Origin of the sequence: Cupriavidus respiraculi, assembly GCF_914271545.1 — a bacterium.
Taxonomy (GTDB): domain Bacteria; phylum Pseudomonadota; class Gammaproteobacteria; order Burkholderiales; family Burkholderiaceae; genus Cupriavidus; species Cupriavidus respiraculi.
Map to the genome: position 1 here is coordinate 791,520 of NZ_CAJZAH010000001.1, position 25,659 is coordinate 817,178.

General features: G+C 65.4%; 20 protein-coding genes and 1 pseudogene. 10 read left to right on the forward strand and 11 right to left on the reverse strand.

Features of this window, described 5'->3' with window-relative positions; all coding sequences use genetic code 11:
- Positions 1–128: 128 nt before the first annotated feature.
- The 3 genes from LDO27_RS03510 to LDO27_RS03520 form a co-directional block, all read right to left on the reverse strand.
- Positions 129–707: a hypothetical protein gene (locus LDO27_RS03510; RefSeq protein ID WP_222206672.1), complete on the reverse strand. Its 579-nt coding sequence runs from the start codon at positions 705–707 to the stop codon at positions 129–131.
- Entirely contained in the window at positions 704–1,294 is a 591-nt protein-coding gene (locus LDO27_RS03515; RefSeq protein WP_224039690.1) for a hypothetical protein, read from the reverse strand. The genes LDO27_RS03510 and LDO27_RS03515 overlap by 4 nt, the downstream gene beginning before the upstream one ends.
- A gap of 506 nt (positions 1,295–1,800) precedes the next feature.
- Positions 1,801–2,265, reverse strand: coding sequence for a DUF2846 domain-containing protein (locus LDO27_RS03520; RefSeq protein WP_224039691.1), 465 nt, complete (start codon positions 2,263–2,265; stop codon positions 1,801–1,803).
- Between the two features lie 336 nt (positions 2,266–2,601).
- On the opposite strand from LDO27_RS03520, the gene LDO27_RS03525 reads away from it, so the two are divergent.
- Entirely contained in the window at positions 2,602–4,173 is a 1,572-nt protein-coding gene (locus LDO27_RS03525) for a L,D-transpeptidase family protein (protein ID WP_224039692.1), read from the forward strand.
- 75 nt (positions 4,174–4,248) lie between these two features.
- A complete protein-coding gene (locus tag LDO27_RS03530; RefSeq protein ID WP_224039693.1) occupies positions 4,249–4,812 on the forward strand; it encodes a YcbK family protein in 564 nt (187 codons plus the stop codon).
- A gap of 19 nt (positions 4,813–4,831) precedes the next feature.
- Here LDO27_RS03530 and LDO27_RS03535 read toward each other — a convergent pair whose 3' ends face one another.
- Positions 4,832–6,178, reverse strand: coding sequence for an MFS transporter (locus tag LDO27_RS03535; protein WP_224040790.1), 1,347 nt, complete (start codon positions 6,176–6,178; stop codon positions 4,832–4,834).
- 187 nt (positions 6,179–6,365) lie between these two features.
- On the opposite strand from LDO27_RS03535, the gene LDO27_RS03540 reads away from it, so the two are divergent.
- Both LDO27_RS03540 and LDO27_RS03545 read left to right on the forward strand, forming a co-directional pair.
- Complete coding sequence (locus LDO27_RS03540) at positions 6,366–7,883, forward strand: amino acid permease (protein WP_224039694.1); 1,518 nt, start codon at positions 6,366–6,368, stop codon at positions 7,881–7,883.
- A 62-nt stretch (positions 7,884–7,945) separates the two neighbouring features.
- Positions 7,946–9,625 carry an amidohydrolase gene (locus LDO27_RS03545; protein WP_224039695.1) on the forward strand — a complete coding sequence of 560 codons (1,680 nt, stop codon included), beginning with the start codon at positions 7,946–7,948 and terminating at the stop codon, positions 9,623–9,625.
- A 144-nt stretch (positions 9,626–9,769) separates the two neighbouring features.
- Here LDO27_RS03545 and LDO27_RS03550 read toward each other — a convergent pair whose 3' ends face one another.
- Positions 9,770–10,777, reverse strand: coding sequence for a Bug family tripartite tricarboxylate transporter substrate binding protein (locus tag LDO27_RS03550; RefSeq protein WP_224039697.1), 1,008 nt, complete (start codon positions 10,775–10,777; stop codon positions 9,770–9,772).
- Positions 10,778–10,802: 25 nt separating this feature from the next.
- Positions 10,803–11,984 carry a M20 aminoacylase family protein gene (locus LDO27_RS03555; protein WP_222206694.1) on the reverse strand — a complete coding sequence of 394 codons (1,182 nt, stop codon included), beginning with the start codon at positions 11,982–11,984 and terminating at the stop codon, positions 10,803–10,805.
- A gap of 133 nt (positions 11,985–12,117) precedes the next feature.
- On the opposite strand from LDO27_RS03555, the gene LDO27_RS03560 reads away from it, so the two are divergent.
- On the forward strand, positions 12,118–13,041 hold the full coding sequence (locus tag LDO27_RS03560) for a LysR family transcriptional regulator (protein ID WP_224039699.1): 924 nt from the start codon (positions 12,118–12,120) through the stop codon (positions 13,039–13,041).
- 78 nt (positions 13,042–13,119) lie between these two features.
- On the opposite strand, the pseudogene LDO27_RS03565 reads toward LDO27_RS03560, so the two are convergent.
- A pseudogene (locus LDO27_RS03565) lies at positions 13,120–13,428 on the reverse strand (M24 family metallopeptidase); the annotation flags it as partial.
- 346 nt (positions 13,429–13,774) lie between these two features.
- Between LDO27_RS03565 and LDO27_RS03570 the strand changes: the two are divergent.
- The 5 genes from LDO27_RS03570 (at position 13,775) to LDO27_RS03590 (ending at position 18,239) form a co-directional block, all read left to right on the forward strand.
- Positions 13,775–14,068: a hypothetical protein gene (locus tag LDO27_RS03570; protein WP_222206699.1), complete on the forward strand. Its 294-nt coding sequence runs from the start codon at positions 13,775–13,777 to the stop codon at positions 14,066–14,068.
- Positions 14,069–14,123: 55 nt separating this feature from the next.
- Positions 14,124–15,251, forward strand: coding sequence for an HlyD family secretion protein (locus tag LDO27_RS03575; protein ID WP_224039701.1), 1,128 nt, complete (start codon positions 14,124–14,126; stop codon positions 15,249–15,251).
- A gap of 5 nt (positions 15,252–15,256) precedes the next feature.
- Positions 15,257–16,807, forward strand: a complete 1,551-nt coding sequence (locus LDO27_RS03580) for a hypothetical protein (protein WP_224039703.1) — start codon at positions 15,257–15,259, stop codon at positions 16,805–16,807.
- A gap of 49 nt (positions 16,808–16,856) precedes the next feature.
- Entirely contained in the window at positions 16,857–17,159 is a 303-nt protein-coding gene (locus LDO27_RS03585) for an ArsR/SmtB family transcription factor (RefSeq protein ID WP_222206709.1), read from the forward strand.
- 69 nt (positions 17,160–17,228) lie between these two features.
- Positions 17,229–18,239 (forward strand): zinc-dependent alcohol dehydrogenase family protein, encoded by a 1,011-nt coding sequence (locus tag LDO27_RS03590; RefSeq protein ID WP_224039705.1) that lies wholly within the window; start codon positions 17,229–17,231, stop codon positions 18,237–18,239.
- 187 nt (positions 18,240–18,426) lie between these two features.
- Here the strand turns inward: LDO27_RS03590 and LDO27_RS03595 are convergent, their stop codons facing one another.
- The 4 genes from LDO27_RS03595 to LDO27_RS03610 all read right to left on the reverse strand — a co-directional run bounded on the left by LDO27_RS03595 (position 18,427) and on the right by LDO27_RS03610 (position 25,652).
- The gene (locus LDO27_RS03595) at positions 18,427–20,460 is read right to left on the reverse strand and encodes a LamG-like jellyroll fold domain-containing protein (protein WP_290368802.1); all 2,034 of its coding nucleotides are present in this window, start codon (positions 20,458–20,460) and stop codon (positions 18,427–18,429) included.
- A gap of 243 nt (positions 20,461–20,703) precedes the next feature.
- Positions 20,704–22,449 carry a lactonase family protein gene (locus tag LDO27_RS03600; protein WP_224039710.1) on the reverse strand — a complete coding sequence of 582 codons (1,746 nt, stop codon included), beginning with the start codon at positions 22,447–22,449 and terminating at the stop codon, positions 20,704–20,706.
- A gap of 146 nt (positions 22,450–22,595) precedes the next feature.
- Positions 22,596–24,497: a bifunctional metallophosphatase/5'-nucleotidase gene (locus tag LDO27_RS03605; RefSeq protein ID WP_224039712.1), complete on the reverse strand. Its 1,902-nt coding sequence runs from the start codon at positions 24,495–24,497 to the stop codon at positions 22,596–22,598.
- A gap of 162 nt (positions 24,498–24,659) precedes the next feature.
- A complete protein-coding gene (locus tag LDO27_RS03610) occupies positions 24,660–25,652 on the reverse strand; it encodes a tripartite tricarboxylate transporter substrate-binding protein (protein WP_224039714.1) in 993 nt (330 codons plus the stop codon).
- Positions 25,653–25,659: the final 7 nt, after the last annotated feature.

The following is a 25,659-nucleotide window of genomic DNA, read 5'->3' on the forward strand; positions in this document are numbered from 1 at the left end:
AAGACCGGCGCACATTCGTTTGTCCATCCGCGGGTGCGCGGCGGCTTTCGCCGAGTCGTCGATGCACGCAGCAGACCCGCACCGTGCACGGGACCCAATGCCGGCCGGTCTTCTTTGGTGTCCCGGTCTTACTGACCTGCGCAGTATGGCGTGCGTACGGCGATGTTCGCCGGCACGAGTTGGCTTGAGCCGTCGCTGACGACGATCTCGGATACCGCCACCGAGCCAAGCGCATTGCCCAGCAGCACTTCGTAGTCCTTGCGCGGCTCCAACGTAACGACCCATTGCGCATAGCGCGGAATCGAGTTGATTTCTCCCCGCAACTCGATAAATCGCAAGGCGACCGGCGTGCCAGCACGCACGCGCGCTTCGGTGTAGGAAATCGACGAATATTGTTCGCCGCCCGGCATGCCGATACGGTCGAGCCGACTTTCGACGATCCACCGGATGGCCTGCGTGTTGTAGCTCAGATCGGCAATTCGGCCATTCGTGGCATCGGTCGAGTAGAAGCACTGGGTCGCGGATGCTTCGCGGATGAATACAGTCCCGGGCGATTCCAGCCGAAACCGAACGCGCGCGGCGTCCGGGCCGGGATCGGCGTTTGTTGTCATTTCGACGATCGTTGCGCAGCCGGTCAAGAGCGTCGCCATCGCGGCCAGGGCAGCCGTTGCCAAGATGCTAAGTTGTCGCTGATGCAATATCGTCATTTGGCGTGGACCTTTTTCAGCGAAATATCCACGCGGCCGGTGTACGAATAGGGAATGCCGTACACGGTGCCGTTTTCCGAGCTGATGGTGCTGCGCTCAGCGCGCGGGCTTCCGGAATAGACAACGACAAATCGGGCTTGCGCCGGCACCTCATATGTCGCGATTTTCGACATCGACCACGCAAGAATTCCCTTGCGGGTGCGCAATGGCGCTTCGCGCGGGCCGGGCAGCGGATTGCGCGCCGCATCGAGAAACAGCGCATTCGGCCTGAAAATCGACATCGATGGTATCGTCGGGCCACCCTTTACAAAGGCGCGCAGCTCAAGAACGGCGCCTTCCGATGCCGGCGGCAACGTGTAGGCCGCAAAAACGCCATTGCCTTCGGGGAACGCAAACACGGGCGAACGTTCGGCATCGAACGACACCGATTTGGTGTCGTCGAACGCCAGGCTATCGACCGGCAATTGCTGAAGCGACTGGCAGCAGACCCGTGCTGCAGCGGGGGCAACGGGAATCAATGGCGGGCGTGCACAACCGGCAAGCAGCAGCACCGTGGCGAAGATGGAGATTCGTAACGACAATTGCATAGATCCATGGGCTATTGGAATGGACGCCGGCTAGGCGCACACCGTTTATAACGGCACGCCGGGCGGAAATTGCACCCTACGGTCGCAGGGGGAGACGCCCCGCTTTCCCGAGCACGCCGCGTCCATGCACGTCCACCTGGAGAGCTGGGCTGCGCCAGTCAGATTCCTTGAAATAAGCCTCTTACCGACAGCCGCCGCAGGCCCTAGCAGCGCCGCCTACCAGGCGTGCGTCCATACGCATTTTCTATTTCAAGTTTCGCGCTTCTCAGGACGATCAATCGCTGATCTCGGCATTGGTTTGACCGGTTACGTTTACTGGAGGCACCTAATCGGTGTGCAGCAAATGTTGAAGGTTGCCCAAAGCAGCATTGCCCGGGCAATTGTCTGACGCCAGGTCACCCGCCGATAGTCCAATGAGCTCCTAGTCATCAAGCCCCAATACCGGCGGAGCGGCGGGGCAAAGGCAACCGTTCATTTTTGCGGTTGCCCGCCCCGACGAAGACCGCTTAGTCGCCGCAGGTGCCGGGCTGGGCCAGACCCAGTTTGGCCACATCGTCCTTGCCTTGCTCTTCCGGCATCTGCTCCAGATCGGCTCCGCCGACGAAGGCGCCGAGCTTGATGTACTGGCGGACGAAGTAGTTCTTGCCGGCTTCCATGAACACTTCCAATGCGTTCGGCGAAAACTCGGATTCCGTTTCGATCTTGTGCTTCTTGCCGCCTTCGACCTGCGTGTAGAAGAACACGTCCGCGGCGCTCTCGCCGAGGCACTTGCCGTCGACCCAGATATCCTTCTTCAGTGCCTGTCCGACAAAGCTGTTGCGGTAGACATAGAGGCCCGCGTTTCCAGCGCTCGGGGCGCTGAATTGCTTGGCCTTGTCGGATTCTTCCTTGCTGGCCATGTTGACGGATGCACATCCGGTCAGCGCCAGGGCGGAGAGAGCCAGGATGGTGATGCTGCGATAGATCTTCATTCTGTGTTTCTTGGAGGTTCCCGATGCGCGCGAAGCGCGGGCCGGGATGATTTCGACGAAAGGCGTTCGCGGTCGCCGCCATGGTGGGCACTCCGCGGAACGCTTCCGGTACTATCGGCAATAGAACCCCATCTCCGTACCCCTCCTTGGCCGGGTATCCGCACGCGCTGTGACCCGACCTGGAAGATCGCGAACGCAACGAGACACGCATCGAGACAATCGGCGTTGGGCCGCGGCGCGCAGGTCTGTGCAGGCCGCCCTCTTGATGTGGCTCACGAAACGCGCCGGTATCTTCGGCTACGATAGGTGCACACCGACTGCACGCTCTGAGGATCCATGGCCTCCCACTCCGTGCTCCTGGCAATCATCGTTTGCCGCCTGACCGTCCGCTCCGCGCTCTCCGGTGCCATTGCGGCGTGTCTGCTCGCTGTTGCCTCGGGGGCCACGGCACAAGCCCTATGGTTCCTCGATGGCCGCCCCTCGCCGACCGCCCAGCAGGCCATCGCAGCGCTCGCGGACGCCGGCGCGGACGGGCTGGACCCGCGCGACTACAACGTGGACGGCCTGCGGCAAGCGCTTGTGCAAGCCGGTACCGGCCCCGTACAGCCGCCAGAATCCATCGACCGCCTCGACGTCGCACTCACCGCGGCGATGCACCGCTATCTCTCCGACCTGCACAAGGGCCGCGTCGATCCGCGCACGGTGCATGCGGACTTTTCCCTGCTGGAGGACAAGCCCTTCGATCCCGACAGCTATCTGCGCGCCGCGCTCCTGGGGAACCGGCTTCCCGCCGCGGTCCGCGAAGCGGCACCGGCTTTCCCCCTGTACGGGACGCTGCGCGAGGCGCTGGCGCGGTATCGGGCGCTGGCGGCGCTGCCGTTCTGGAACACGTCCCTGCCCGTCGTGGCCGGCGGGTCGCTCAAGAACGGACAGTCCTACGCCGGGCTGGCGCAGCTTGCGCAACGGCTGGAAGCCCTGGGCGATCTTCCGGCCGGGACGCCGCTGCCCGCGCGCTACAGCGGTCCGCTGGTGGCGGCGGTGAAGTCGTTCCAGTCGCGGCATGGCATCGAGCCGGATGGCGTGATCGGCCGGGTCACGTTTGCCCAGCTCAATACGACGCCCGCCGAACGCGTGCGCCAGATCGCGCTGACGATGGAGCGCCTGCGCTGGACGCCGCTCGCCCAGGGGCCGCGCATGATCGTGGTGAACATTCCCGAGTTCATGCTGCGCGCCTATGAATTCCGCGACGGCAAGCTCGATATCAAGCTGGAGATGAAGGTCATCGTAGGAAAGGCGCTGGATACGCGCACGCCGCTGTTCATGGAGGACATGCGCTATATCGAGTTCAGCCCGTACTGGAACGTGCCGCCGTCCATCGCGAAGGGCGAGATCATTCCGCGGCTGCGGCGCGATCCGGGCTATTTCACGCGGCAGGGCTTCGAGTTCGTGTCCGGCGGGAAGCCCGTCAACGCGCTGTCCGAAGCCAATATGCAGGCGGTGCTGAAGGGGCAGATGCGCATCCGCCAGCGGCCCGGGCCGCTGAACGCGCTCGGCGATATCAAGTTCGTGTTTCCCAACAACGCCAACATCTATCTGCATCACACGCCGACGCCGCAGCTGTTCAAGCGCGACCGGCGAGATTTCAGCCACGGCTGCGTTCGTGTGGAGGCGCCGGTCGCGCTAGCGCAGTTCGTGTTGCAGGACATGCCGGGCTGGAGCGAGGCGCGCATCCGGCAGGCGATGAGCAAGGGCAGCTCCAATACGGTGTCGCTGCACGAGCCGCTGCCGGTGGTGCTGGCCTACGGCACGGCGATTGCGCGGGCGGACGGACGGGTATACTTCCTGCCTGACATTTACGGCCACGACAAAGTGCTGGATCGGGCCCTGCGTAACGCCGCGGGCACCTGATACGGTAGCCGTGGTCGCCGCGGCCGCTGCACTGCGGCTCCGCTCCCTCGCCACACCGTCCCACAGAACACCGTCATGACGACACCCCGCATTCCGGCGCGCCGCCATTTTTTACATCGCACCGGGCGCCTTGCCCTGGGAGCCGGGCTAGCCGGCCTCGCGCCGCGCCTCGCGCAGGCCAGTACCGCCGCCGAGCGTTCGCTGGCCTTTGACCACACCCATACCGGCGAGCATCTGTCGCTGGTCTTCGCGCTCGGCGACCGCTTGCTGCCGCAGGCCCACACGAGGCTGAACCGCTTCCTGCGCGACCACTACTCGGGCGAAGTGGGCACGATGGACCCGCGCCTGTTCGGGCTGCTGCACGAACTGCGCACCACGCTGGGCAGCGATGGCGCCTACCACGTCATCTCGGGCTACCGCAGCCCGATCACCAATGCGCACCTGCGCAAGACGCGCGCGGGCGGTGTGGCAAAGCACAGCCTGCATATGGATGGCATGGCCATCGACATCCGCCTGCCCGGCGTGGCGCTGGGCGACCTGCGGGACGCGGCGGTGTCTTTGCAGGGCGGCGGCGTCGGCTTCTATCCGGGCGAGAACTTCGTGCACATCGATACGGGGCGCGTGCGCCGCTGGGGATAGCGGCGCAAGGCGGCCTCTGTCAGTCCTCGTGACCGGTCTTCGCGTTTGACATCGCCTGCGCCAGCTCCTCCGTCACGCGGATCTCCGCGCCGATCGGCGTCATCTGCGGTGTGGCCGCGAAAGGCGCGGCGGAGACCGAAGACGGATGACTGTTGCGCCGCCACAGGAAGAAGGACGCGAGCCCCGCGTGCAGGACGACAAAGGTCAGGAACAACCCCTCCGCGCCCACCCTCGTCATCAGCGGCGATATGATCAGCGGACTGAGGGCCGAGCCCACCGAGTTGATCAGCAGCATGCCCTGGATGACGCGCACCAGTTCGCGCGCATCCGCGCGGTCGGCCGAATGGCTGACCGCCACCGGGTAGATCGCAAAGACGCCCCCACCGATCAGGAACAGCAGCACCATCAGCAACGGTGGATAGCTGGGCAGGATCAGCACGAGCAGCGACACCACTGCACATCCCACGGAGAGCGCCAGCAGCACGGACTGCCTGTCACGCCTGTCCGACCAGCGTCCCACGGGATATTGCAGGGCCATGGCGCCGAAGATGGCGCTCGCCATCAGCTGCCCGACCTCGGCGACGCTCATGCCCTGCCGTTGCAGATAGATCGGTAGCAGCGTGTAGACCGCCGCAATGCCGATGCCCGATCCAAAGCTGCCGATGGCGCCCGCGGGCGTGATACGCACGAGGTCCTGCGGCATCAGCGGCTCGACGTGTCCGACCTCGGGCGCGGTCCTCGGCAGGATCACCATCGGCAATACGGCGAGCGAACCGAGGACGCCAGCGACCATGAAAGGGACGCTGTCCCCCGCGGAACTGACCGCGCCCAAACCCATCTGGGCCAGCATGATCGAGCCGTAGAGCGCGATCATGTAGATGGCCAGCAAGCGCCCCCGGGATTTCGTGTCCCCGGCCAGCAGCAGCCAGCTTTCCACCACCAGATAGATGCCGACCATCGCCCAGCCGTTGACCAGACGCAGGAAGAGCCACAGCCATGGGTCGAAGATCAGACCCTGAAGCAGATAGGTGATCGAAGCCAGCGACGCGAAGCTGCTGTAGGAGCGGATATGGCCGACGCGGGTAATGAGCCGGTCGCTGGTGACCGCGCCGAGGGTCAGTCCGACGAAATAGGCCGAGGAGATGGCGCCGATCATCGTGGCGGAGACGGCGGCGGCGTCGAGCCGAAGGGACGTCAGGGACGACATGAAGCCGCTGCCCAGACTGACGATGAATAGTCCCAAAAGTGGCCCAATAGCCATGGCCGTGGTGTTGCGCGACAAAACTTCCTCTCGGAGCAATACGAATGCAGCCGCGGAGGATACCTGACCTTGGCCGTCATGCTCGCGGCTGCCGCCAAAATACATCACGGCGTTTCCCGCCCGCATTTGCCCCTCGCCCCGCCTTTTCCTCGCGTCTGTTTTCTCTTATGATGCCGGCCATCCAACCTATCGGCCGGCAGAAGGAGACCGCCGGCCGGTAATCGACGCGCCGCGCCTCCGCCATTAGTCAGCACCGTGCCGGGCGAGGTGGACGTCTACCAAGTCCTGCCACATGAAAACAGAAGAAGGCGCACACGCGCCCGGGCTGCGTCGCACCTTGCGCGCACGCCATCTCAGCATGATCGCCATCGGCGGTTCCATCGGCACAGGCCTGTTCGTGGCCTCGGGCGCCACGATCGCCCAGGCCGGCCCGGGCGGCGCGCTGGCCGCCTACATCCTGATCGGCGCGATGGTCTATTTCCTGATGACCAGTCTCGGCGAGCTTGCCGCCTACATGCCGGTGTCCGGTTCGTTCGCCACCTACGGCGCGCGCTACGTGGACGAAGGGTTCGGCTTCGCGCTGGGCTGGAACTACTGGTACAACTGGGCGGTGACCATCGCCGTGGAGCTGGCGGCCGCCCAGCTCGTCATGCAGTACTGGTTCCCCGATACGCCCGGCGTGCTGTGGAGCGCGCTGTTCCTGGGCCTGATGTTCGCGCTCAATGCGATCTCGGTGCGCGGCTTCGGCGAGGCCGAATACTGGTGCGCGCTGATCAAGGTCGTGACCGTCATCGCCTTTATCGCAATCGGCACGCTGATGATCTTCGGCATCATGCGCGGCGATTTCTCGCAGGCGCACGGACTCGCCAACCTGACCACCGGAGACGCGCCGTTCGTCGGCGGCCTGCCCGCGCTGATGGGCGTGGCGATGATCGCGGGCTTCTCCTTCCAGGGTACCGAGCTGATCGGCGTGGCCGCCGGCGAATCCGCCGACCCCGCGAAGAACATCCCGCGCGCCGTGCGGCAGGTGTTTTGGCGCATCCTGCTGTTCTACGTGCTGGCCATCGCGGTGATCGGCGTGTTGATTCCCTACACCGATCCGAGCCTGCTCAAGAGCGATGTGGAGACCGTGGGCATCAGCCCGTTCACGCTGGTGTTCCGCCATGCAGGCCTCGCCTTCGCGGCCGGCGTGATGAACGCGGTGATCCTGACCGCCGTGCTGTCGGCCGGCAATTCCGGCATGTACGCGTCCACGCGGATGCTGTACAACCTCGCCACCGAAGGACGCGCCCCGCGCGTATTCGCGCGGCTGACGCGCAATGGCGTGCCCCTGATGGCCCTGCTGGCCACCACGGCGGTCGGCGCGCTGTGCTTCCTGACCTCGCTGTTCGAGAGCAAGGCGGTCTATCTGTGGCTGCTGAACCTGTCCGGCATGACGGGCTTTATCGCGTGGCTGGGCATCGCCGCGAGCCACTACCGCTTCCGCAAGGGCTTCATGGCGCAGGGGCTGGACCTGAACCGCCTGCCCTACCGCTCGCCGTTCTTCCCGTACGGGCCCATCTTTGCGTTCACCCTGTGCATGATCGTGACGCTAGGCCAGAACTACCAGGCCTTCACCGAGGGCAATATCGACTGGGTGGCCGTGGCCGCCACCTACGTGGGCATTCCGATCTTCCTGCTGATCTGGCTCGCCTATCGCATCAAGCGCAAGACCCGCTTCGTGCGCTACGCCGACATGAAATTCCCCGCGCTGCCCGCCGCTCCCGGTGGCGCACCGGCGCCCGGCACGGCCGCGGCGCACGGCGAATAGGGCGCCATCCCGGGCGCTCTCGACAACACCATAACGACACAGCACAACAACAAGGAGTCATCTTGAAGACATCCATTCGCGCCAGCCTGCTGGCGCTGGCCGCCATGGCGGCCTTGCATGCGCACGCCGCACCCACGCTGGTGGAATCCGTGCAGGGCTATACGCTGCAGAACGACAAGCTGGTGACCTTCAGCGGCCTGGTGTTCGACCAGGGCAAGGTGGTGGCCACCGGCGACGCCGCCGCCCTGCGCACCAAATATCCGGACGCGAAGCGCATCGACGGCCAGGGCAAGACCCTGCTGCCGGGCCTGATCGACGCCCACGGCCACGTGTTCCGCCTCGGCTTCAAGACCACCGAGATTTCGCTGTCGGGCACGCGCGACCTGCAGGAAGCGCAGGCGCTGATCCGCGCCTATGGCCAGAGGAACCCGCAGCGCCAGTGGCTGCTCGGCTATGGATGGAACCAGGTGAACTGGAAGCTGGGCCGCTTCCCGACCGCCGCCGAACTCGATGCCGCGGTCTCGGACCGCCCGGTGCGGCTGGTGCGCGTGGATGGCCACGCGGCGTGGCTGAACACCAAGGCGCTGCAGGCGGCCGGCATCACGCGCGACACCAAGGACCCGGCCGGCGGCCGCATCGAGCGCGATGCCAGCGGCAACCCGACCGGTGTGCTGGTAGACAAGGCCATGGCGCTGGTCAACAACGTGATCCCGCCCTACTCCGACGACGACCGCCGCGCCGCGCTGGCCGCCGCCGTCTCCCATATGAATGCGCTGGGCCTGACGGCCGTGGGCGATGCCGGCGTGACGGTGGCCGACGACCGCATCTACCGCGAATTCGCCGACCAGGGCAAGCTGACCACGCGCATCTACGGCATGATCCGCGACACCGGCGACGACTTCAAGGCGCTGTCCGCGAAGGGACCGCTGACCGGCTATGGCAACGACCGCTACTATCTGCGGGCCGTGAAGCTCTACGGCGACGGCGCGCTCGGCAGCCGTGGCGCCGCGCTGATGGAGCCCTACACGGACGACCACGCGCACAGCGGCCTGCTGTTCATGAGCGACGCCGCGATGCAGGCCAGCGTGAAGACCGCGCTCAAGGGCGGCTATCAGGTCAATGTCCACGCGATCGGCGACAAGACCAACCATCAGGTGCTCGACGCCATGGAAGCGGCCTACAAGGAAGTGGGCGGCCGCGAGCTGCGCAACCGTATCGAGCACGCGCAGGTGGTCTCGCTGCCCGACATTCCGCGCTTCAAGGCGCTGGACCTGATCGCGTCGATGCAGCCCACCCACGCCACCAGCGACATGAACATGGCCGAAGACCGCGTCGGCAAGGAGCGCATCAAGGGCGCCTACGCCTGGCAGACGTTCCTGAAGCAAGGCACCATCATCGCGGGCGGCTCCGACTTCCCGGTGGAATCGGCCAACCCGTTCTATGGACTGCACGCGGCGGTCACCCGCACCGACCACGAGGGCCGGCCGATCCGGGGCTGGCATCCCGAGGAAGCGATGACGCTGCCGCAGGCGTTCCGCGCGTTCACCATGGACGCCGCCTACGCCGAGCATCAGGAGAAGACGCTGGGCTCTCTGGAGCCGGGCAAGTGGGCGGATTTCATCCTCGTCGACCGCGATCTGTTCAAGGTGGCACCGGCCGATATCTGGAAGATCCAGGTACTGCAGACGTGGGTGGCGGGTGAGCGGGTGTACGACAAGGGCAGCCAGCCGGCGAAGCGTTGAACGTCGCCAGTCCAACGTCGGAAGCGTGACGCCGGCAGGCGTCTCGCTTCACCGCGTGCTGGCCCGCCAATGAAGAACCCCGAAGGCCGGACATCTCCGGCCTTCGGGTTTTTTTCGGCGCGCCGCCGGTGAAAGGACCGCGGGTCAGGCGTTGGTCTTTCGCCCCACTCCCTGGATCAATTGCGTGACGCGGCTCATATACAGTTCGAACGTCTTGTTTGCCTGGGCCTGCGAATCGATGGGCGATGCCACCGTGCGGCCTTCCGCCTCCAGCTTCGCGCGGATTTCCGGGGTGGCGAGCGCATCCCCGATGGCCTTGCGCAGCACGGCCACGCGGTCCTCGGGCGTGCCCCGCTTGACGAAGTAGCCGCCGCTGATGGCGTATTCGAAGTCCGGCACCTGCCGGCTCTGCGAAATCAGCGGAATATGCTTCAGCGGTGCCGGCACCGTCTTCGAGAAGCAAGTCAGGATCCTGAGCCGGCCCTGCGATGCCATCGCATCGAAGCTGGTCTGATACGGCAGGATCGCGAAATCCACTTCGCCGCCGGCCAAGCCTTGCAGCGCCGGCGCCCCACCCTTGTACGGCACGTGCAGGAACGGCGCGCCGATCTTCGCGCCGAGCGCGTCGCCCATCAGGTGGTACATCGAATCGACACCCACGGTGGCGTACGTCATCGGCCTCGCCTTGTTCTGCTTCGCCAGGTCGAGGAACTTGTCGAAGGTATCGGCGGCGAGCCCGCTGCGGACCATCAGCACGATCAGGCCGTCGGTGATCGGCGCGGCCAGCGAGAAGTCCTGCGGCCTGTAGCGCGCCGCGGGATTGAGCAACGGTGCGAGGAATACCTCGTTGATCGAGCCGTGAAAGAAGGTGTATCCGTCCGCAGCGGCGGACAGCACCTTGTTGGCGCCGATCAGTCCGGTGCCGCCGCCATAGTTCTCCACCACCACCTGCTGCTTCACGCTGCGGCTGATCGACTCCCCGAAGATGCGAGCGGACGTATCGCTCGCCCCGCCGGCCGGGTATGGCACCACCAGCGCCAGCGGACGGCTGGGAAACGTCTCTGCCGCCCAGGCCGGCAGGCCGGCAAGCAGCGAGGCACCGGCGGTCAGACCGGCGTGTTGCAGGAAGCGGCGGCGTGGCTGCGAGGTCATGGTCAACTCCGTGTTGTCGATGAAGTCAGGCGAGGTAGCTCTTGGCGAGCGCGGCCCAGAAGGCGGCGCCGATGGGCAGCGCGCGGTCGTTGAAGTCGTACAGCGGGTTGTGGACCATGCAGCCGCCATCCTCGCCGAGACCATTGCCCAGCCGCACGTAGGCGCCGGGCCGGTGTTCCAGCATGTAGGCGAAGTCCTCGCTGCCCATGACGGGGCCGCGCGCGACCACGTTGTCTTCGCCCAGCAGCTGGATCGCCACCTCGCGTGCGCGCGCGGTCTGGCGTTCGTGGTTGACCAGCACCGGATACTTGCGCTCGTAGAGCACGTCGGCCTCCAGCTGAAAGCTGCGCGCCTGCGCCACGATGAAATCGCGCAGCCGCGTTTCGATCTGGTTGCGTACCTGGGAGTCCAGCGTCCTGACGCCGATCTTGATCGTCGCGGTCTCGGGGACCACGTTGTAGGTGGCGCCCGCCTGGATGGAGCCCACGGTAATGACTGCCGACCGCAGCGCATCCACCTCCCGGCTCACGATGGATTGCAGTCCCAGCACGATGCTGGCCGCACCCTGCATCACGTCGATGCCGTGGTGCGGCATGGCACCGTGGGCGGAGCGGCCGGTCAGCGTGACGGTGGCGCGGTCGAAGGATGCCATCGCGGGGCCGGCGATCATGCCGATCTGTCCCACCGGCAAGCCGGGGGCATTGTGCAGCGCATAGATCTCGTCGCAGGGAAAGCGCTCGAACAGCCCTTCCTCCACCATCCGCAGCGCGCCGCCTTCGTTCTCCTCGGCCGGCTGGAAGATCAGGTGCAGCGTGCCGTTGAAATCCACCGATTCGGCCAGGTAGCGCGCCGCGCAAAGCAGGATGGCGGTGTGGCCATCGTGCCCGCACGCGTGCATCTTGCCGGGCAGCGTGCTGGCGTACTCGAGTCCGGTCTTTTCCTGGATCGGCAAGGCATCCATGTCCGCACGGATACCCAACGTCCTGTCGCCCGTCCCCTTCCTGAGCGTTCCCACCACGCCTGTCGTACCCAGTCCGCGGTGCACCTCGTAGCCGTGCGCGGCCAGCTGTTCCGCCACGAGGTCGCTGGTGCGGCGCTCTTCGAATGCCAGCTCGGGATGGGCATGGATGCGGTGGCGGATCGCCACGAATTCGGGGGCGATAGCCTGAATGGACTGGTGCAGATCGGCGTCGTGGGCTGTTGTCATGTCGTTGTGGTAGGCGGCATCGATGGGGCATTATCTGCAGAAACCATCGTCGCATCCATGACAACTGAATAGCTAAATCGTTGCGAATCCGGCAACATTAAAGTCGTGGACCGAGCTGGGGGAGAACAAGCAGATGGAAGACATCCTGGACCGCAAGCGCGCCCTGTGCCTGCTGCAGATCGTGGAGACGGGATCGGTGCGCGGCGCGGCCGACGCCCTGTCGGTCGACCCGTCGATGGTGAGCCGCGCGGTGGCCAAGCTGGAACACGACACTGGCCTCACGCTGCTGGAACGGCGCGGCCGTGGCGTCGTCGTGACCGACGCGGGGCGGATGCTCGCCCTCTTCGCCCGCCGCCAGCAGGATCTGCACGACACTTTCCTGGCGGAGGTGGACAGCATGCGGAATGCAAACCACGGCCATGTCGAACTGGTCTTCGGCGGGGGCTTTGTCGACCTGGTCCTCGAACCGCTATTGCGCGACTTCATGGTCGAGCGGCCGGGCGTGACCTACAACCTCCACGTGGCCGGCACCGAGGAATCGGTGCGCCGCATCCTGGAGGACATGGCGCATATCGGCCTGGTGTTCCAGCCGCCCGACGACCAGCGCCTGCGCTCCCACTACTCGCGGCTGTCGCCCATCCGCATTTACGTGCGCAACGATCATCCGCTCGCCACGCGCCGCCGCGCGCTGGCATTGAAGGATCTCGCCCCGCACCAGGGCGCAGCGCTGGTGGGATCGTTCGGCGTGCGCAAGCACGTGCAGGCCGCCGAGCTGGACGAGCAGGTCACGCTGCGGCCCATGCTCGAGACGAACTCGTTCCAGGTCCTGTGGGATTTCGCCGCGCTGGGCCTCGGCTACATCATGACGCCGCGCTCCGTTCCGCTGAAGGGCCCCAAGTTCGCGGAGCTGGTGGCGCTTCCGCTCGCCAACCCCATCCTGAACAACAGCCGCATCCATGTCGTCACGCGCGCCGGGCGTCCGCTGTCGCCGATGGCGAACAGCCTGCTGGCCCATGTGGTGGGGAGGCTGCCGGAGGCACTGCGTACGGGGGCGTGACGGCGCTTTGCCGGACGGCAGCACCGCCCGGCAAAGCGCACCGGCGTATCAGAGGACCGTGGCGTTGTCGAGGGTCTTCGGCAGGGGGTTCGCGACGCGCGGATGCTCGGCATAGTAGGTGACGTCATCGAACCAGACCGTGCCCTTCCCCGCGGCGAAACGCATATGGTTGGTCGACAGTTCGTTCATCACCGCGAAGGTCTCGCCATTGCGCGGCACGACGACGAAGACGGGCCTTTCCCATGGCCACACATCCAGCTGGAAGTTCGTCGCGTATTGAAAGAAGTCCGGCGTGCCGAAGACCGGCGCGTCCATGCGCCGGCGGTCCATCAGCTGTCGCATCGCCGACAGGCGGTATTCGTGTACTGCGCTCGTCAGATGAGGCATGGCGTGGCCTACAGAGAGATGTTGAGACGGCGGATGATCGAGCCCCAGGCATCGGCGTCGCGCTTCATATGGCGCTCCACTTCCGACGGCGGCCCCTTGATGGCATCGAGGAACTGGAAGCCCAGCTTCTCCTTGAACTGCGGGTCGTCCAGCTCGCGGGGCAGGCGCCAGCAAGTACTGCGTTTCGTTCAAACGGAAAGGGTCGGGCGCGATTGCAATTCCCTTGCGCATGCGCGGCTAGCTGCTATGTTGAATCCATTTGGAATCGCTTGCCGCTTTGGGCCTCGGTCGTTCTCGACCGAGCGTCAGGAGCGCGGGTCGCCGCCGCCTTGCGAGGTGAAAAGACATGCACAACTACGTCGTCCGGGTCCGCGGAAAAGCCTATGCGTGGGGGTCGAGCGAGATTCACGTCGACCTTCAATACCCCCTGCTTCTTGTCGTCAACAACGACATGCTCGGAGATCCGGTCGAACTCCGGTCGGAGAATGTCGCCGGTGGCGTGACGGCACTGGGGACTCTCCATCCGGGGGAATGCTGGACGATTCCGCTGGAAGGTCTTCGCGGCGTATCCGCAAATTGTTCGACCGATACTTCGCTGGCCTGCTCGCTGCTGATTCCGCAGTTGGGCCCGCAGCAATAGGAAAGCAGCAGGAAGCCGCACCCGCAATGAAAGCCACGTCCACCGGGAGGTGCAAATGGCAACGGGAAAAGCCATCGATCTGAGAGTCCGACCCGTCTTGTCCGTGGACCTGTGCTATCCGGTGGATGGTGTGATCGGGCGGCAATCGGCCACGCTGATCGGGCAGCCGGTCCAGGGCCTCGACGTCGGACAGTCTCTGTACCCTTTTCTCGGGCAGACAGACCCACAGGACTCCGGCCGGCTGATGTTCCATTCGAATGCCCTCTATGGCAGGGTGGCGGGCTCTGTCCTATCCTCCCTTCGCAACGAGCCCCAGGCGGTGGACGTAGACACCGCCGTCACCATGCGTTGGAACACGTATCTGTCGACGTACTCGCCCGACGCGATCGCAAAAGCAAGGGAGACCTTCTGGGACGACCCGAACGACGCATCGTCTCCCCAGTGGGCGTTGCTGAGCGAGCTGGAAGAACAGTCCAGGCACCTCAACGCCCTGCTCGCTCAGGCATACAAGGACGCGGGCCTGGAAAACCAGGTGGTCAAGCTGCAGAAAAGCACCAACGACAACAAGGCCACGCAATATACGGGCGCGCAGCACGTGCAGTTCGAGGGCATCAGCGATCAGACCATGGATCTGATCGATTTCCGCATACCGTCGATAGAGAACACCGTGCGTTATCTCCGCGCCAGGTTGGGATTGCGCATGGAGTCGCTCAACGCATGGCGGCAGGCCGAGAAGTACCGGACCGACCGAAGCCTGTACAACGAACTCGACGTCATCGATCAACAAATCCGGAAGCTGCAGGTCCGATATCTCGACACGTTTCTGATCTCGCCATTCGACGGTGTGGTCACCGGCGTGTTCCGGGGCGTGGGCGACTATGTCCGGGCCGGCCAACCTGTCATTCGCGTAGAGAACGACGAGAGGATCTATCTCGTTGGCACCATCAAGTACCGGGGCCCGCTGCGCGTTGGCGACACCATCACCGTAACCACCACCCTCTTCGATGCCCCCGGCACGCAGCCCACGGTGACGCAGGGCAACCTCGCTGCCGTGCGGGGACATGACGCCGTGGACGAGCAGTGGGACGTGCTGATCGAATGCGAAAACCGGACAGCCGGCGGAGAACCCGTCCTGCCGGTGAACTACAACTTCGATTTCAAGAGCACTACCCTGGAGGTCTGAGCATCATGGATGAAGTGGTCGTCCGCGGAGAGCGAGACAGGGACAGGCGCGACGCCGGAGGGTTCTTCCTCGGTTGGGCAGCCGCGCAGTCCTTCTTGAAGGATGCGGGGCCTCTGGGCCAGTATCTCGGCGTGGTCTTCGGCATTCCGGGCCCCGGCGGCGGCTCCAATCTCTCGTGGCTCGATCCGGCCAGCCAGGATGGCCGGGGCCGGACGCATGCAGGCGGAAAGAGCGATGCAGGCCGCGATACGGCCCATCAAGGCAACCGGACGCTGGAGCGCCTGGACGCGGGAGATCCTTATCACCCGCGGTCGCCTGCAAGCCCCGTCGAAGAGGTCTACGTCTTCGGCTCCCCGCCGGAGCGCCGCGACGAAGCGCTCTGGTGGCTGGCGCCGACGGCCCCTGGCTCGCTCCAGGAGATACAACTGGATGTCGAGCGCCCGCCGGCAAAGCCACCGCCTTTCGTCAAGCCGCCCGCTCCCCCGGCCCGGCGACCGAAGCAAGCCACCCAAGCCGAAGAGTCGGCCCCGAACGACGACGAGACGCCGACCGTCAACGTGCAAGGCGAGCGCCCCGAGCGCGACAGTGCCCATGCGTATGGCGACGGCGCCGGTCCATACCGCATCGGCCGCGACTTCTCGCCCTTTCAGTCCGACGTAGACACCCCATCCGACCTGCTGGACTGGAACCTGCACACTCAGCGCCCGGAACGGCGTGCCGCGCCCCGAGACGAACGCGCGGCTTTCACCGAGACCGAATGGGTGTTCGCCACTACTCCGCATTCGCCGATTCCCATGATCCGTCAGTTCGATACCGGCAACTCGGCACTGAACTTTGTCGCGAACAAGCTGCTGCTGCCGTGGCGCAACCTTCTTGCCGCCATCGAGAACACTCCTTTCGAGATGGCCGGCGCGCTCGACGATGCCATGAGGAAAAGCGCCTTCAGCGCGGAGTGGGAGGCATCGCAATCCATGACGCCGCTGTTTCCCGCAATGGGGCTCACCATGGAAACAGCCGGGACACTGAACTACCTGCGCGGCCTTCTTGCCGACGCCGGTCGCGAGGCGGGCGACCTCAATCGCATGTTTGCGCTCGGCTTCGTCGCGACTGGCGGCCTTGGCGGCTATTCGCGAGGCGGCGCAGTCAGAACGATGGTCAGCGTCGACCCTCCCGGATTTCGTCGGTCCGGCAACGCCTACAAGCGCATCCTGGGCGTCGAGCGCACGGCCGTGGCACTGCTGGACGAAGATGCCAGGTATGTGTCGCTGGGGCGGGAGATGGAATTCCGGGTACGAACGCTCGACAACCCGGCGATGGAGCCGGTCGTGGTCAGGTTCGATGAGCTGTTCGTCACGCCGGAGGGCTTTCTGCTCAATGCGGAATCGAAATTCGGCCAGTACGCCGGCCTGACTCGCAACGAGGCGAAAGCGGGATATGCGCGCGAGATCGCGCTGATCGGCATCCCGTCGGACGCGACGGCGCTGCGGACCGGTCTGGCCCCCGGGCAGGAGGTTCTTATCCTGACGCGGGTGTACCGTTGGCTGTGGGGCCTGTAGGGCGAGCGATGTTCATTGACATATCGGGAAATTCCGATACACTTCGGTCATGGACCTGCTAGAAGTTTTCAAAGCTCTCTCGAACCGGACACGCCTGGAGATCCTGCGCGGCTTGAAAGATCCCGTGAAGCACTTCCCGCCGCAGGATGAGGGCGACGTTCACACCGTGGGCGTTTGCGTGAGCAGCATCCAGGAGGGGGTCGGACTGTCGCAATCGACGGTGTCGGATTACCTTGCCACGCTGCAACGCGCTGGCCTGGTCGAGGCCCGGCGCATCGGACAGTGGACCTACTACAAGCGGAACGAAGCCGCGATCAGCGCTCTCGCCCAACTCATCGGGAAGGACCTGTAATTTTTTGCCCGCGTATATCGTTATTTCCCGATATCCCTTTTTATCGAAACGAACCGGAGAAACCCGACTATGAAAGCCCTGGTACTGAAACAATTCGGCGGCCCCGCCGCCTTCGCGCTTTCTGACGTACCCAAGCCCGCGCCGCAGGCGGGACAAGTCCTGGTCCGGGTGGAGGCCACCTCGATCAATCCCCTGGACTATCAGGTCCGGCGCGGTGACTACGCCGACCTGGTGCCGCTTCCGGCCATTACCGGCCACGACGTCTCGGGCGTCGTGGAAGCAGTCGGCCCCGGCGTGACGGCCTTCATCCCCGGGGACGAAGTCTGGTACACCCCGCAGATCTTCGACGGCCCCGGCAGCTATGCCGAATACCACGTTGCTTCCGAGAACATCGTAGGGAGGAAGCCCGCGTCGCTAAGCCATGTCGAAGCGGCGAGCCTGAGCCTCGTTGGCGGAACGGTGTGGGAAGCGCTGGTCGGGCGTGCGGCGCTGCGCGTGGGAGAAAGCATCCTGATCCACGGCGGTGCGGGCGGCGTCGGCCATATCGCCATCCAGATTGCGAAAGCGATGGGAGCCAGGGTATTCACGACCGTACGCGACACGAACTTCGGGTTCGCAAGACGCCTGGGGGCCGACGTGGTCATTGACTATCGGAAGGAAGACTACGTCGAAGCGGTCCTGCGCGAGACAGGCGGCCAAGGCGTCGATGTGGTGCTGGACACCATCGGAGGCAACACGCTCTCCCGCAGCCCCGACGTCCTCACCCAACTCGGCCGCGTTGTCACGATCGTCGATACCGCACAGCCGCAGAACGTGATACAGGCATGGGGCAAGAACGCGAGCTACCACTTCGTGTTCACACGGCAGAACCGCGGCAAGCTCGATGAACTGGGCGCATTGGTCGAGCGCGGCCAGTTGCGGCCGCACGTCGGCGCCGTCTACTCCCTCGCCGACATCCCCCTCGCCCACGCCCGACTCGAGAGCCCCGACAACGGCCTGCAGGGGAAAATCGCGATTGCCGTCGGCGCGTTGGCGGAGCGCCACGGTGCGAAGCCCCGATTCATCGGGGGAACCGCATGATCTGCGAAGTCGCACTGTTGCCCGTCCACAAGCCACACCTCGAGACGTTCACCGGTGCTTTCGCCAGGGTCGCGCCCCTGCTCGCCCGAGCGAAGGGCTATGGCGGTCGATGACCATCATCGCACTGGCCAGGAATGAGTCCGGCGGCCCGCGGGCGCGAGAAACCTGCGCGCCCGCGGGACGTCCGTCAGCTGCGCCGTGCCGTCAGCCATTCCTTCGGCTGCAGCGCCTTGGCCGCGATCCGCACTTCGCCGATGTTGCCGAAGAAGCCGTCCGCACGGCTGCCGTCCCAGGAACCGGCGCCCACCACCCACGGCATGTTGGCCGCGAGCGTGGCGATGCCGGGCGCCGCGCTGGCGTTGCGCAGCACCGGAGCGCCCTCGACGTACATGATGGTTTCATGCGAGACGGGGTCGTTGACAATGGCCACGTGCACCCACTTGTCCGCCACGATTTCGCCGGACCAGTTGGTCTTGGCGCCGCGCGTGCCGGTCTGCACCGGCACGATTTCCCACTGCACCTCGCGCAGGCTTGAGATCGCGAACAGCAGGGGCGGCGATTCAGGATCTCCGCCGCTGAAGCCGGACAGCGTGCCGCGCTTGCCGTCGCGCGTCATGATGTTCATCCACGCGTGCTTGCCGCTCGTCCATTCCTTGTCGAGCTTGATAAAGGCCTCGATGGTGTAGCCCGTCTCCAGCGTTGCAGCGTTCAGCGGCGCGCTGGCCGCGGTGACGAAGTAGCTCATGCGGCCGACGTTCTTGTCGGTGTTCAGGAAGCGTACGCTGCCGGGCGCCGCCGAGAGGTGGTGGCGATCGTCGCTCCACACCATGTCGCCGAGTTGGGCGTTGGCCACGCCATCCACATTGAGCGGCGCGCGCACCAGCGGGTTTGCGCCCGTCTGGTCTGCCACCTGCTGGCCCACCGCCACCGCGCTGCCCGCGGCACCGCCGAAGAAGCGCCAGTGCGCGACGGTCTCGGCGATATGGGGATAGTCCTCGCTGTCGGCGGCCGGACGCTGCTCGGCCGCCACGGGGTCCTTGTAGTTCTCGAGAATCATCGCCTGCGCCTGGTCCACCAGCGACGTGTGCTTGGGCGCGCCGGCCTTGAAGGCGGGATTGAAGCGCGCGAAGCGCTTGGCGAAGTCCATCTCGATCGAGAACATCTCGTTCGGCGAGGTCAGCACCGCCTGGTCGAACGCGGTCAGCGTGTGGCGCGGTTTCTGCGGCACCCACGGCGAGAAGGACAGGACCTTGATGCGGTTGTTGGTGAGGTCGAACTCATATAGCCGCATCAGGCCATTGCCGCCCTGATAGGCCATCTGGTAATCGACCACCATCTCCTCGACCGGATTGCCGAAGTCGTTCGTCTTGGTCAGCCGCGCGGCGCCGTGGAAATGGCCGTTCAGCGTCATGAAGATCTGGTCGTTGTCGCGGATCAGCTGGTCCCACAGCATCAGCCCGTAAGGGACCTCCAGCGGCGTGACGCCGTCCTTGTCGATATTGAGCAGATGGTGGTTGACGAGGATCGCGGGCAGCGTGGGATTGTCGCGCAGCACCTGGCGCGCCCAGGCGATGCCGTTGTCCGACACGCGCCACGACAGCGACAGCACCAGGAACTTCTGCCCTTCGGCCTCGAACACGTGGTACTCGTGGAAGCCGCTCGGATCGCGCCCGCCGAAGGTGGCCTGCTGCTGGGCACGCGCCGGGCTGAAGGTCTTCAGGTAGGGCTCGTTGGCGAGCGTACGCTGGGCATCGGTACCGGTGCTCTGGTCGCCGGAGTAGTCGATGTCGGTGATCACGTCGTGGTTGCCGGCGAGGATGGAGTACGGCACCTTCGCGGACTCCAGCACCTTCATCGCTACGTCGGCCACGGCCCACTGGTCCGGCTTGTTCTGCTGGTCGACCACGTCGCCCAGATGGATCAGGAACGGGATGTTCAGCGCGGCCGCGTTGTCGGCCACCCAGTGGGTCTGCGCCTGGAACGGCTCGCTGTTGAACTTGCGGCGGAACTGGTCGTTCTCGGCCACGGTGGCGTAGCGCGAATAGAACTGGGTGTCCGGCAGCACCGCCACCGCGAAGCTCGAGACGGTCTGCGGCGCGGCCGGCGTCTCGGGCGCAGGGTTGGCGGGCGTGCCGGGCGCGGGAGCTGCCGGATTGCCGGCCGGTGCGTCGTCGCCGTCGCCACCGCAGGCGGCCAGCAGCATGCTGGCGCCCATCGGCATCAGCGACGCGCCCAGGCCGGCCTTCAGCAGGCCCCGGCGGCGCGCGTCCGGCAATGCCGCGTCATCCTGGATTTGCACCACGGCCTGCCGCTTTGCCGCGTCGTTGTCGTCGAACTTCGTCATTGTTGTTTTCCCCCGTGATGAAGCCGACGAGGTTAGTCAGCGTCGATGACGCTGATGTGACGAATAGACGACGTTACGATGTAGGCCGCCCGCCCGCATCGGCGGGGGCTTTACCGCCGCTCAATAGAACGCAATGTTGAACGGACTCGGCGCATACGGCGCGGCGCCGCCAAGGTCGACGGGCGCGCCCGTCAGCGGATCGATCCGATAGACAGACACGCTGGTCGAACTCGAATTGGCGGCGTAAAGAAACGAACCGGTAACCTCCAGCGCCAGGCCAATCGGCTGGACACCGGTCGGCACCGTGGCGATCGGTGTCAGCGCGCCCGTGCTCGCGTCGACCCGATAGGCCGAGAGGCTGTTGGCTCCCTGGTTGGAGACGTACAGGTAGCGGCCAGTGCCGTGCAACGCCATGCCCCGCGGGCCCGGACCGCCCGCCGCCGCGGAGGCCAGCGTCAATGCGCCCGTATCCGGGTCCACTGCGTACACGCCGATCTGGTCGGCGCCCGGCAGGCTGACATAGAGGTACTTTCCATCGTGGCTCATCACCAGCGTGTAGGTGCCCGCGACGGCGAACGGCGACCCCGCCACGGGCACCAGCGCCCCGGCCGGGCTGATGTCATACACGAAAATCTGGCCGCTTCCGCTGGCACTCACAAAGGCGCGCTTGCCGGCAGGATCGATGACCATCGAGCGCGGCGAGAAGCCGGCGGCAAACGGCGACCCCGGCACGGGTATCAGTGCGCCCGTGCCGCCGTCGACCGAGAACGCCGATACGCTGCCGGACAGATTCAGCGCGTAGACAAAGCCCCCGCCCGGGTGTGGCACCACGGCCTGTACGGAGTCGCCCGTGAGATACGGCGATCCGGCCGCCTGGGCAAGCGTTCCGGTGCCGGCATCGATGTTGTACACCGCGATCCCGCCGCCACTGGCGCCATTGCTGTTGCCGGTATAGAGGAACTTGCGCGACGGATCGACGGCGAGGACAAACGGCGACGGAAATGGCGTGATGACCGACCCCGTCGCGGCAAGCGTGCCGGTGGACGCATCCGCCGTGAACGTGCTGATGGCACCTCCCGATACGTTGCCGACGTAGGCATAGCGGGACGTCCGTGTCGCGCAACTGACGGCCACGTCCTTGATATCCACATCGGCCGCGGTGCCAGACGCCGCGCTCACGGTGCATTGCTGGATCGGGAAGGCGGGCGGCGTCTTCACCGTGACGGTGTACCCCGCCCCGCGCGCCACCGGCGTGGCGAACGCGAAGGTGCCATCGCCGGTGATGGCCAGGTCGTCGCCGGCGTTGTTCTGCAGGACCAGCCCCAAGCCCGTCAGTCCGCTGACAGTGCCCCGGATGTTGACGCTGACGGTCGAGCACGTTACCGCGACCCGATTGGCGCCGGTCTCGCTGGCGGTGCCGTTGCCATCGTTGACGGTGCATAGCTGGTTCGGTCCGGTCGGCTGCGTCTTGACCGTGACCGAATACGCGGTGCCCGCGGGAATCGGCTTGCCGAAGGTGAACTGGCCGTTGGTTGCAATGCCGAGATCGTCGCCGAGGCTGTTCTGCAGTACCAGGCCCTGTCCGAGGAGGCCGGTCACGGTCGCGTGTATCGAGACATTCGCCGGCGGTATCGGATTGCCGCCGCCGGCGCCGGTGCCGCCCGTTGAAGACGACCCGCTGCCACCATCGCCACCGCACGCGGACAGCGCCAGCGCGCCGGACACGACTATGGCAAGCAGCGACGCACGCAGGCAGGCTCGCGCCCGCAGCTCGATCTCGCTATTCATGACCAGACCCTTCCCGTTGTTGTTTTCGTCTGGAGTCGAATAGTAGCATCGCGGCATACGCGACAGAATTGGGCGCAAATACGGGGATCTTGGCGCCAGAAGGCCGGCATTGGCGGACTCACTGGCCCCACCACCGTTGCTGGATCGGCCAAGGAAAAAGCCCACCGGTTTCGACGCCGACGGGCTTCCCTACTACTGATCTCTCGACGCGCGCTCCACCCCAACTACGGTGTATCGACAAACCCCTGCGTGCTGTAGTCGGCCACCGGCAGCTTGTTCAGTTGCTTGGTGCTGCCCGGCAAGCTCTCCACGTAGGTCAGGAACGCCTCGGCATAGTCCAGGCCCACCTCCGTGCGGCGCGTTCCCGTGATGCTTTTGAGCGTGGTGTAGCCGTCCTGGCCGTCCGCCAGAAAGTCGATCGTCGCCACGTTGTAGGTCTTCGCCGGGTCCAGCGGTACGTAGCCGGACGCGGTCTTCACTTCGAGTTGGCTCAGGCGCGATCCAGCCGGCTGGTTCAGGTCCACATCCCAGCGCAGGCCGCCGGTGTAGGGATAGGAGCCGGTGTTGTTCGCCACGACCGACACGATGGCGTCCTCCAGCGCCGCCTTCACCTCTGCGCCCGTCATCTGGAGTTGCACCAGCGTATTCTTGAACGGCAGGACGCTGTAGATCTTGCCGACGGTCACATCGCCGGCCGGCAGGTCGACGCGCACGCCGCCACCGTTCTGGATCGAGATGTCGGCATTGAAGAATGCCTTGCCGCGTTCCAGGAAGGCCTGGGCCACCAGCTGCTGGACGTCGCCGCCATGCGCGATGACATTGGCGTCCAGGTTGCAGACGTTGCCGAGCGTGGAGCGGCTCGCATCGCGCTTGGTGCCCGGCACGCGGCGCAGGCACAGGTTGGCCGGCGCGGATGCTACGACCTTCTGGCCCAGCGCGTCTTTCTCGGCCTTGTAGCTGGCGAGCGTGGCGGACGCCACGGGGTCCGGCGCCGTGACACGGAGCACGCCGCTGGCAGCGATATCCTGGCGGATGGCCGCGGCGTCCGCCTCCGACACGGTGGCAGATCCCCTCTTGAAGGTCTCGCCGACCAACACATGCGGCGTGCCCTGGCAGGCGACGACGTCGCCCGCCTTGTCGAATTCGACCTTCAACTCGCCAACCACGTAACTGTATTGCCATGCCTGCACCACGCAGACCGGCTTGCCGTCCTTGTTCGTCACGCGGGTCGGATAGTCGCCTTCGGGCGTCAAGCCCAGCGGCTGCATGGCCGCCGTGGGTCCAAGCAGCGTATGAGAGTCGCCGCCGATGATCACGTCGACCCCGCTGAGCTGGCTGGCCAGCGCCAGTTCGCCGGTATAGCCGACGTGCGACGCGACGACGATCTTGTCGATGCCCTGCGCACGGAGCCGATCGATCTCCGCCTGCGCGGCGACGGCTTCGTCCTCGAACGTGGTCGCCGCATCCGGGCGCGAGGAGTTCTTGGTCTTGCCGGCGATGGTCAGCCCCACGATGCCGATCTTCTGCCCGTCACGCTCCACCACGGTCGACGCCTTCACGGGGCCGTTGGCCAGCGGGGATGTCGCGCCGAACCTCACGTTGGCGCTCAGCACCGGCGTCTTGCAGCCGCCCGCGTGCAGCGCGTCGATAAAGGTCTTCAGGCCGGCATCGGCATTGTCGAACTCGTGGTTGCCCAGCGTGAACGAGTCGAAGCAGACCGTGTTCATCATGGCCGCATCGGCCCGGCCATTGCTGATATTGAAGTACAGGTCGCCGGTAATCGCATCGCCCGCGTGGATCTTCAGCACATTGGGCGAGGCGCTTGCCAGCGACCGGATGGCCGATGTCACCCGGGCGAAACCGCCATACTCCACGCCGATCGCCTCGCGTGCCCCCGCGGCCGTCTTGAGGTTCAGGGAAATCGTTTCCGGATCCAGATGCGAGTGATGGTCGTTGACGTGCAGGATGGTCAGCGACAGCGGCTTCGCCTCGGTCGCGGGCGGCTGGGGCCCCGGAGCGGGAGGGGCCGGTGCATCGTCGCCACCGCCGCAGCCCGCGAGGCTGAACAGCGTGGACAGCAGGACGAGCGAGTAGGCGGCTGCGTGGCGTTTGGTGTGGCGTGTCATCGGCGGCTTTGTGGCTCGTTGGATTGGATATATCTTCAACAATGCCGATGACGCCCCGATTACAAGGGCGGGGACGCGGGAGGAGCCGGCGCCATGCACCCAAACGATGGGGGCCGCCGACGAAGCGACCCGGGTTGGGTGCCGGTGCGGACCGGCTTGCAATTACTCCGGCTGAATGCCGGCCTGCCGGATGACGTTGGTCCACCCGCTCGCTTCGTCGTCGAAGAACTTCTTGTGGCCGGCCGGCGACAGGCGATCATCGCTCACCACGGCAATGCCCAGGGCCTCCTGCCGCTTGATCAATGCCGCGTCCTTGAGGGCTTCGCGCAATGCCGTGTTGATCTTGTCCAGCACTACCGCCGGTGTGCCGGCCGGCGCATACAGTCCATGCCAGACATTGAAGTGGAATCCCGGCAAGCCGGCTTCGCTCAGCGTCGGTATGGCGGCAAGGGCCGGCACCGTGGAGCGCTCGGGACTGGTCACTCCGTAGGCTTTGACCTTTTTTGCTTCGATCTGCGGTGTGCTGTTGGTCGCCTGCTCGCACATCAGATCGACCTGGCCGCCCATGAGGTCCGACATGGCCGGCGCCGTCCCCTTGTACGGAACGAACGTCATGTCGCTCTTTAGCGTGCGTTGCAGAAGCAGGCTGCAAAGATGCGATGCGGAACCTACGCCGGCGTTGGCGAGGTTCAGCTTCCCGCCATTCGCGGCGATGAAATTGCGCAGCTCCTGAAAATTGTTAGGCGGCAGCGTCGGCTTGCCGATCAGCGTCGACGGCGCTTCGTTGATCAGCCCGAGGAACGCAAGATCCGTGGTCTTGTAGCCCAGCTTCTTGTAGAGCGCCGGAGCGGTTGCGAGGCCGATATGGTGGACCAGCAATGTATATCCATCAGGACTGGCCCGGGCGACGCGGGCCGTGCCGATGGTGCCGCCAGCGCCGGCGGAATTCTCCACGACTACGGTCGTGCCGAGCGTCTTTCGCATCGACTCGGCGACGTCGCGTGCGATCTTGTCGCTCGGCCCTCCCGCCACGAACGGGACAACCAGGGTGACCGGCTTCTCCGGATATTCCGCTCGGGCGATACCCGAGGCGATAAGGAGGCCGCTTGCAAGCCAAAGGGTAGCCGCACGGGCGGCCGCTTTCTCGATCCACATGGTTGTC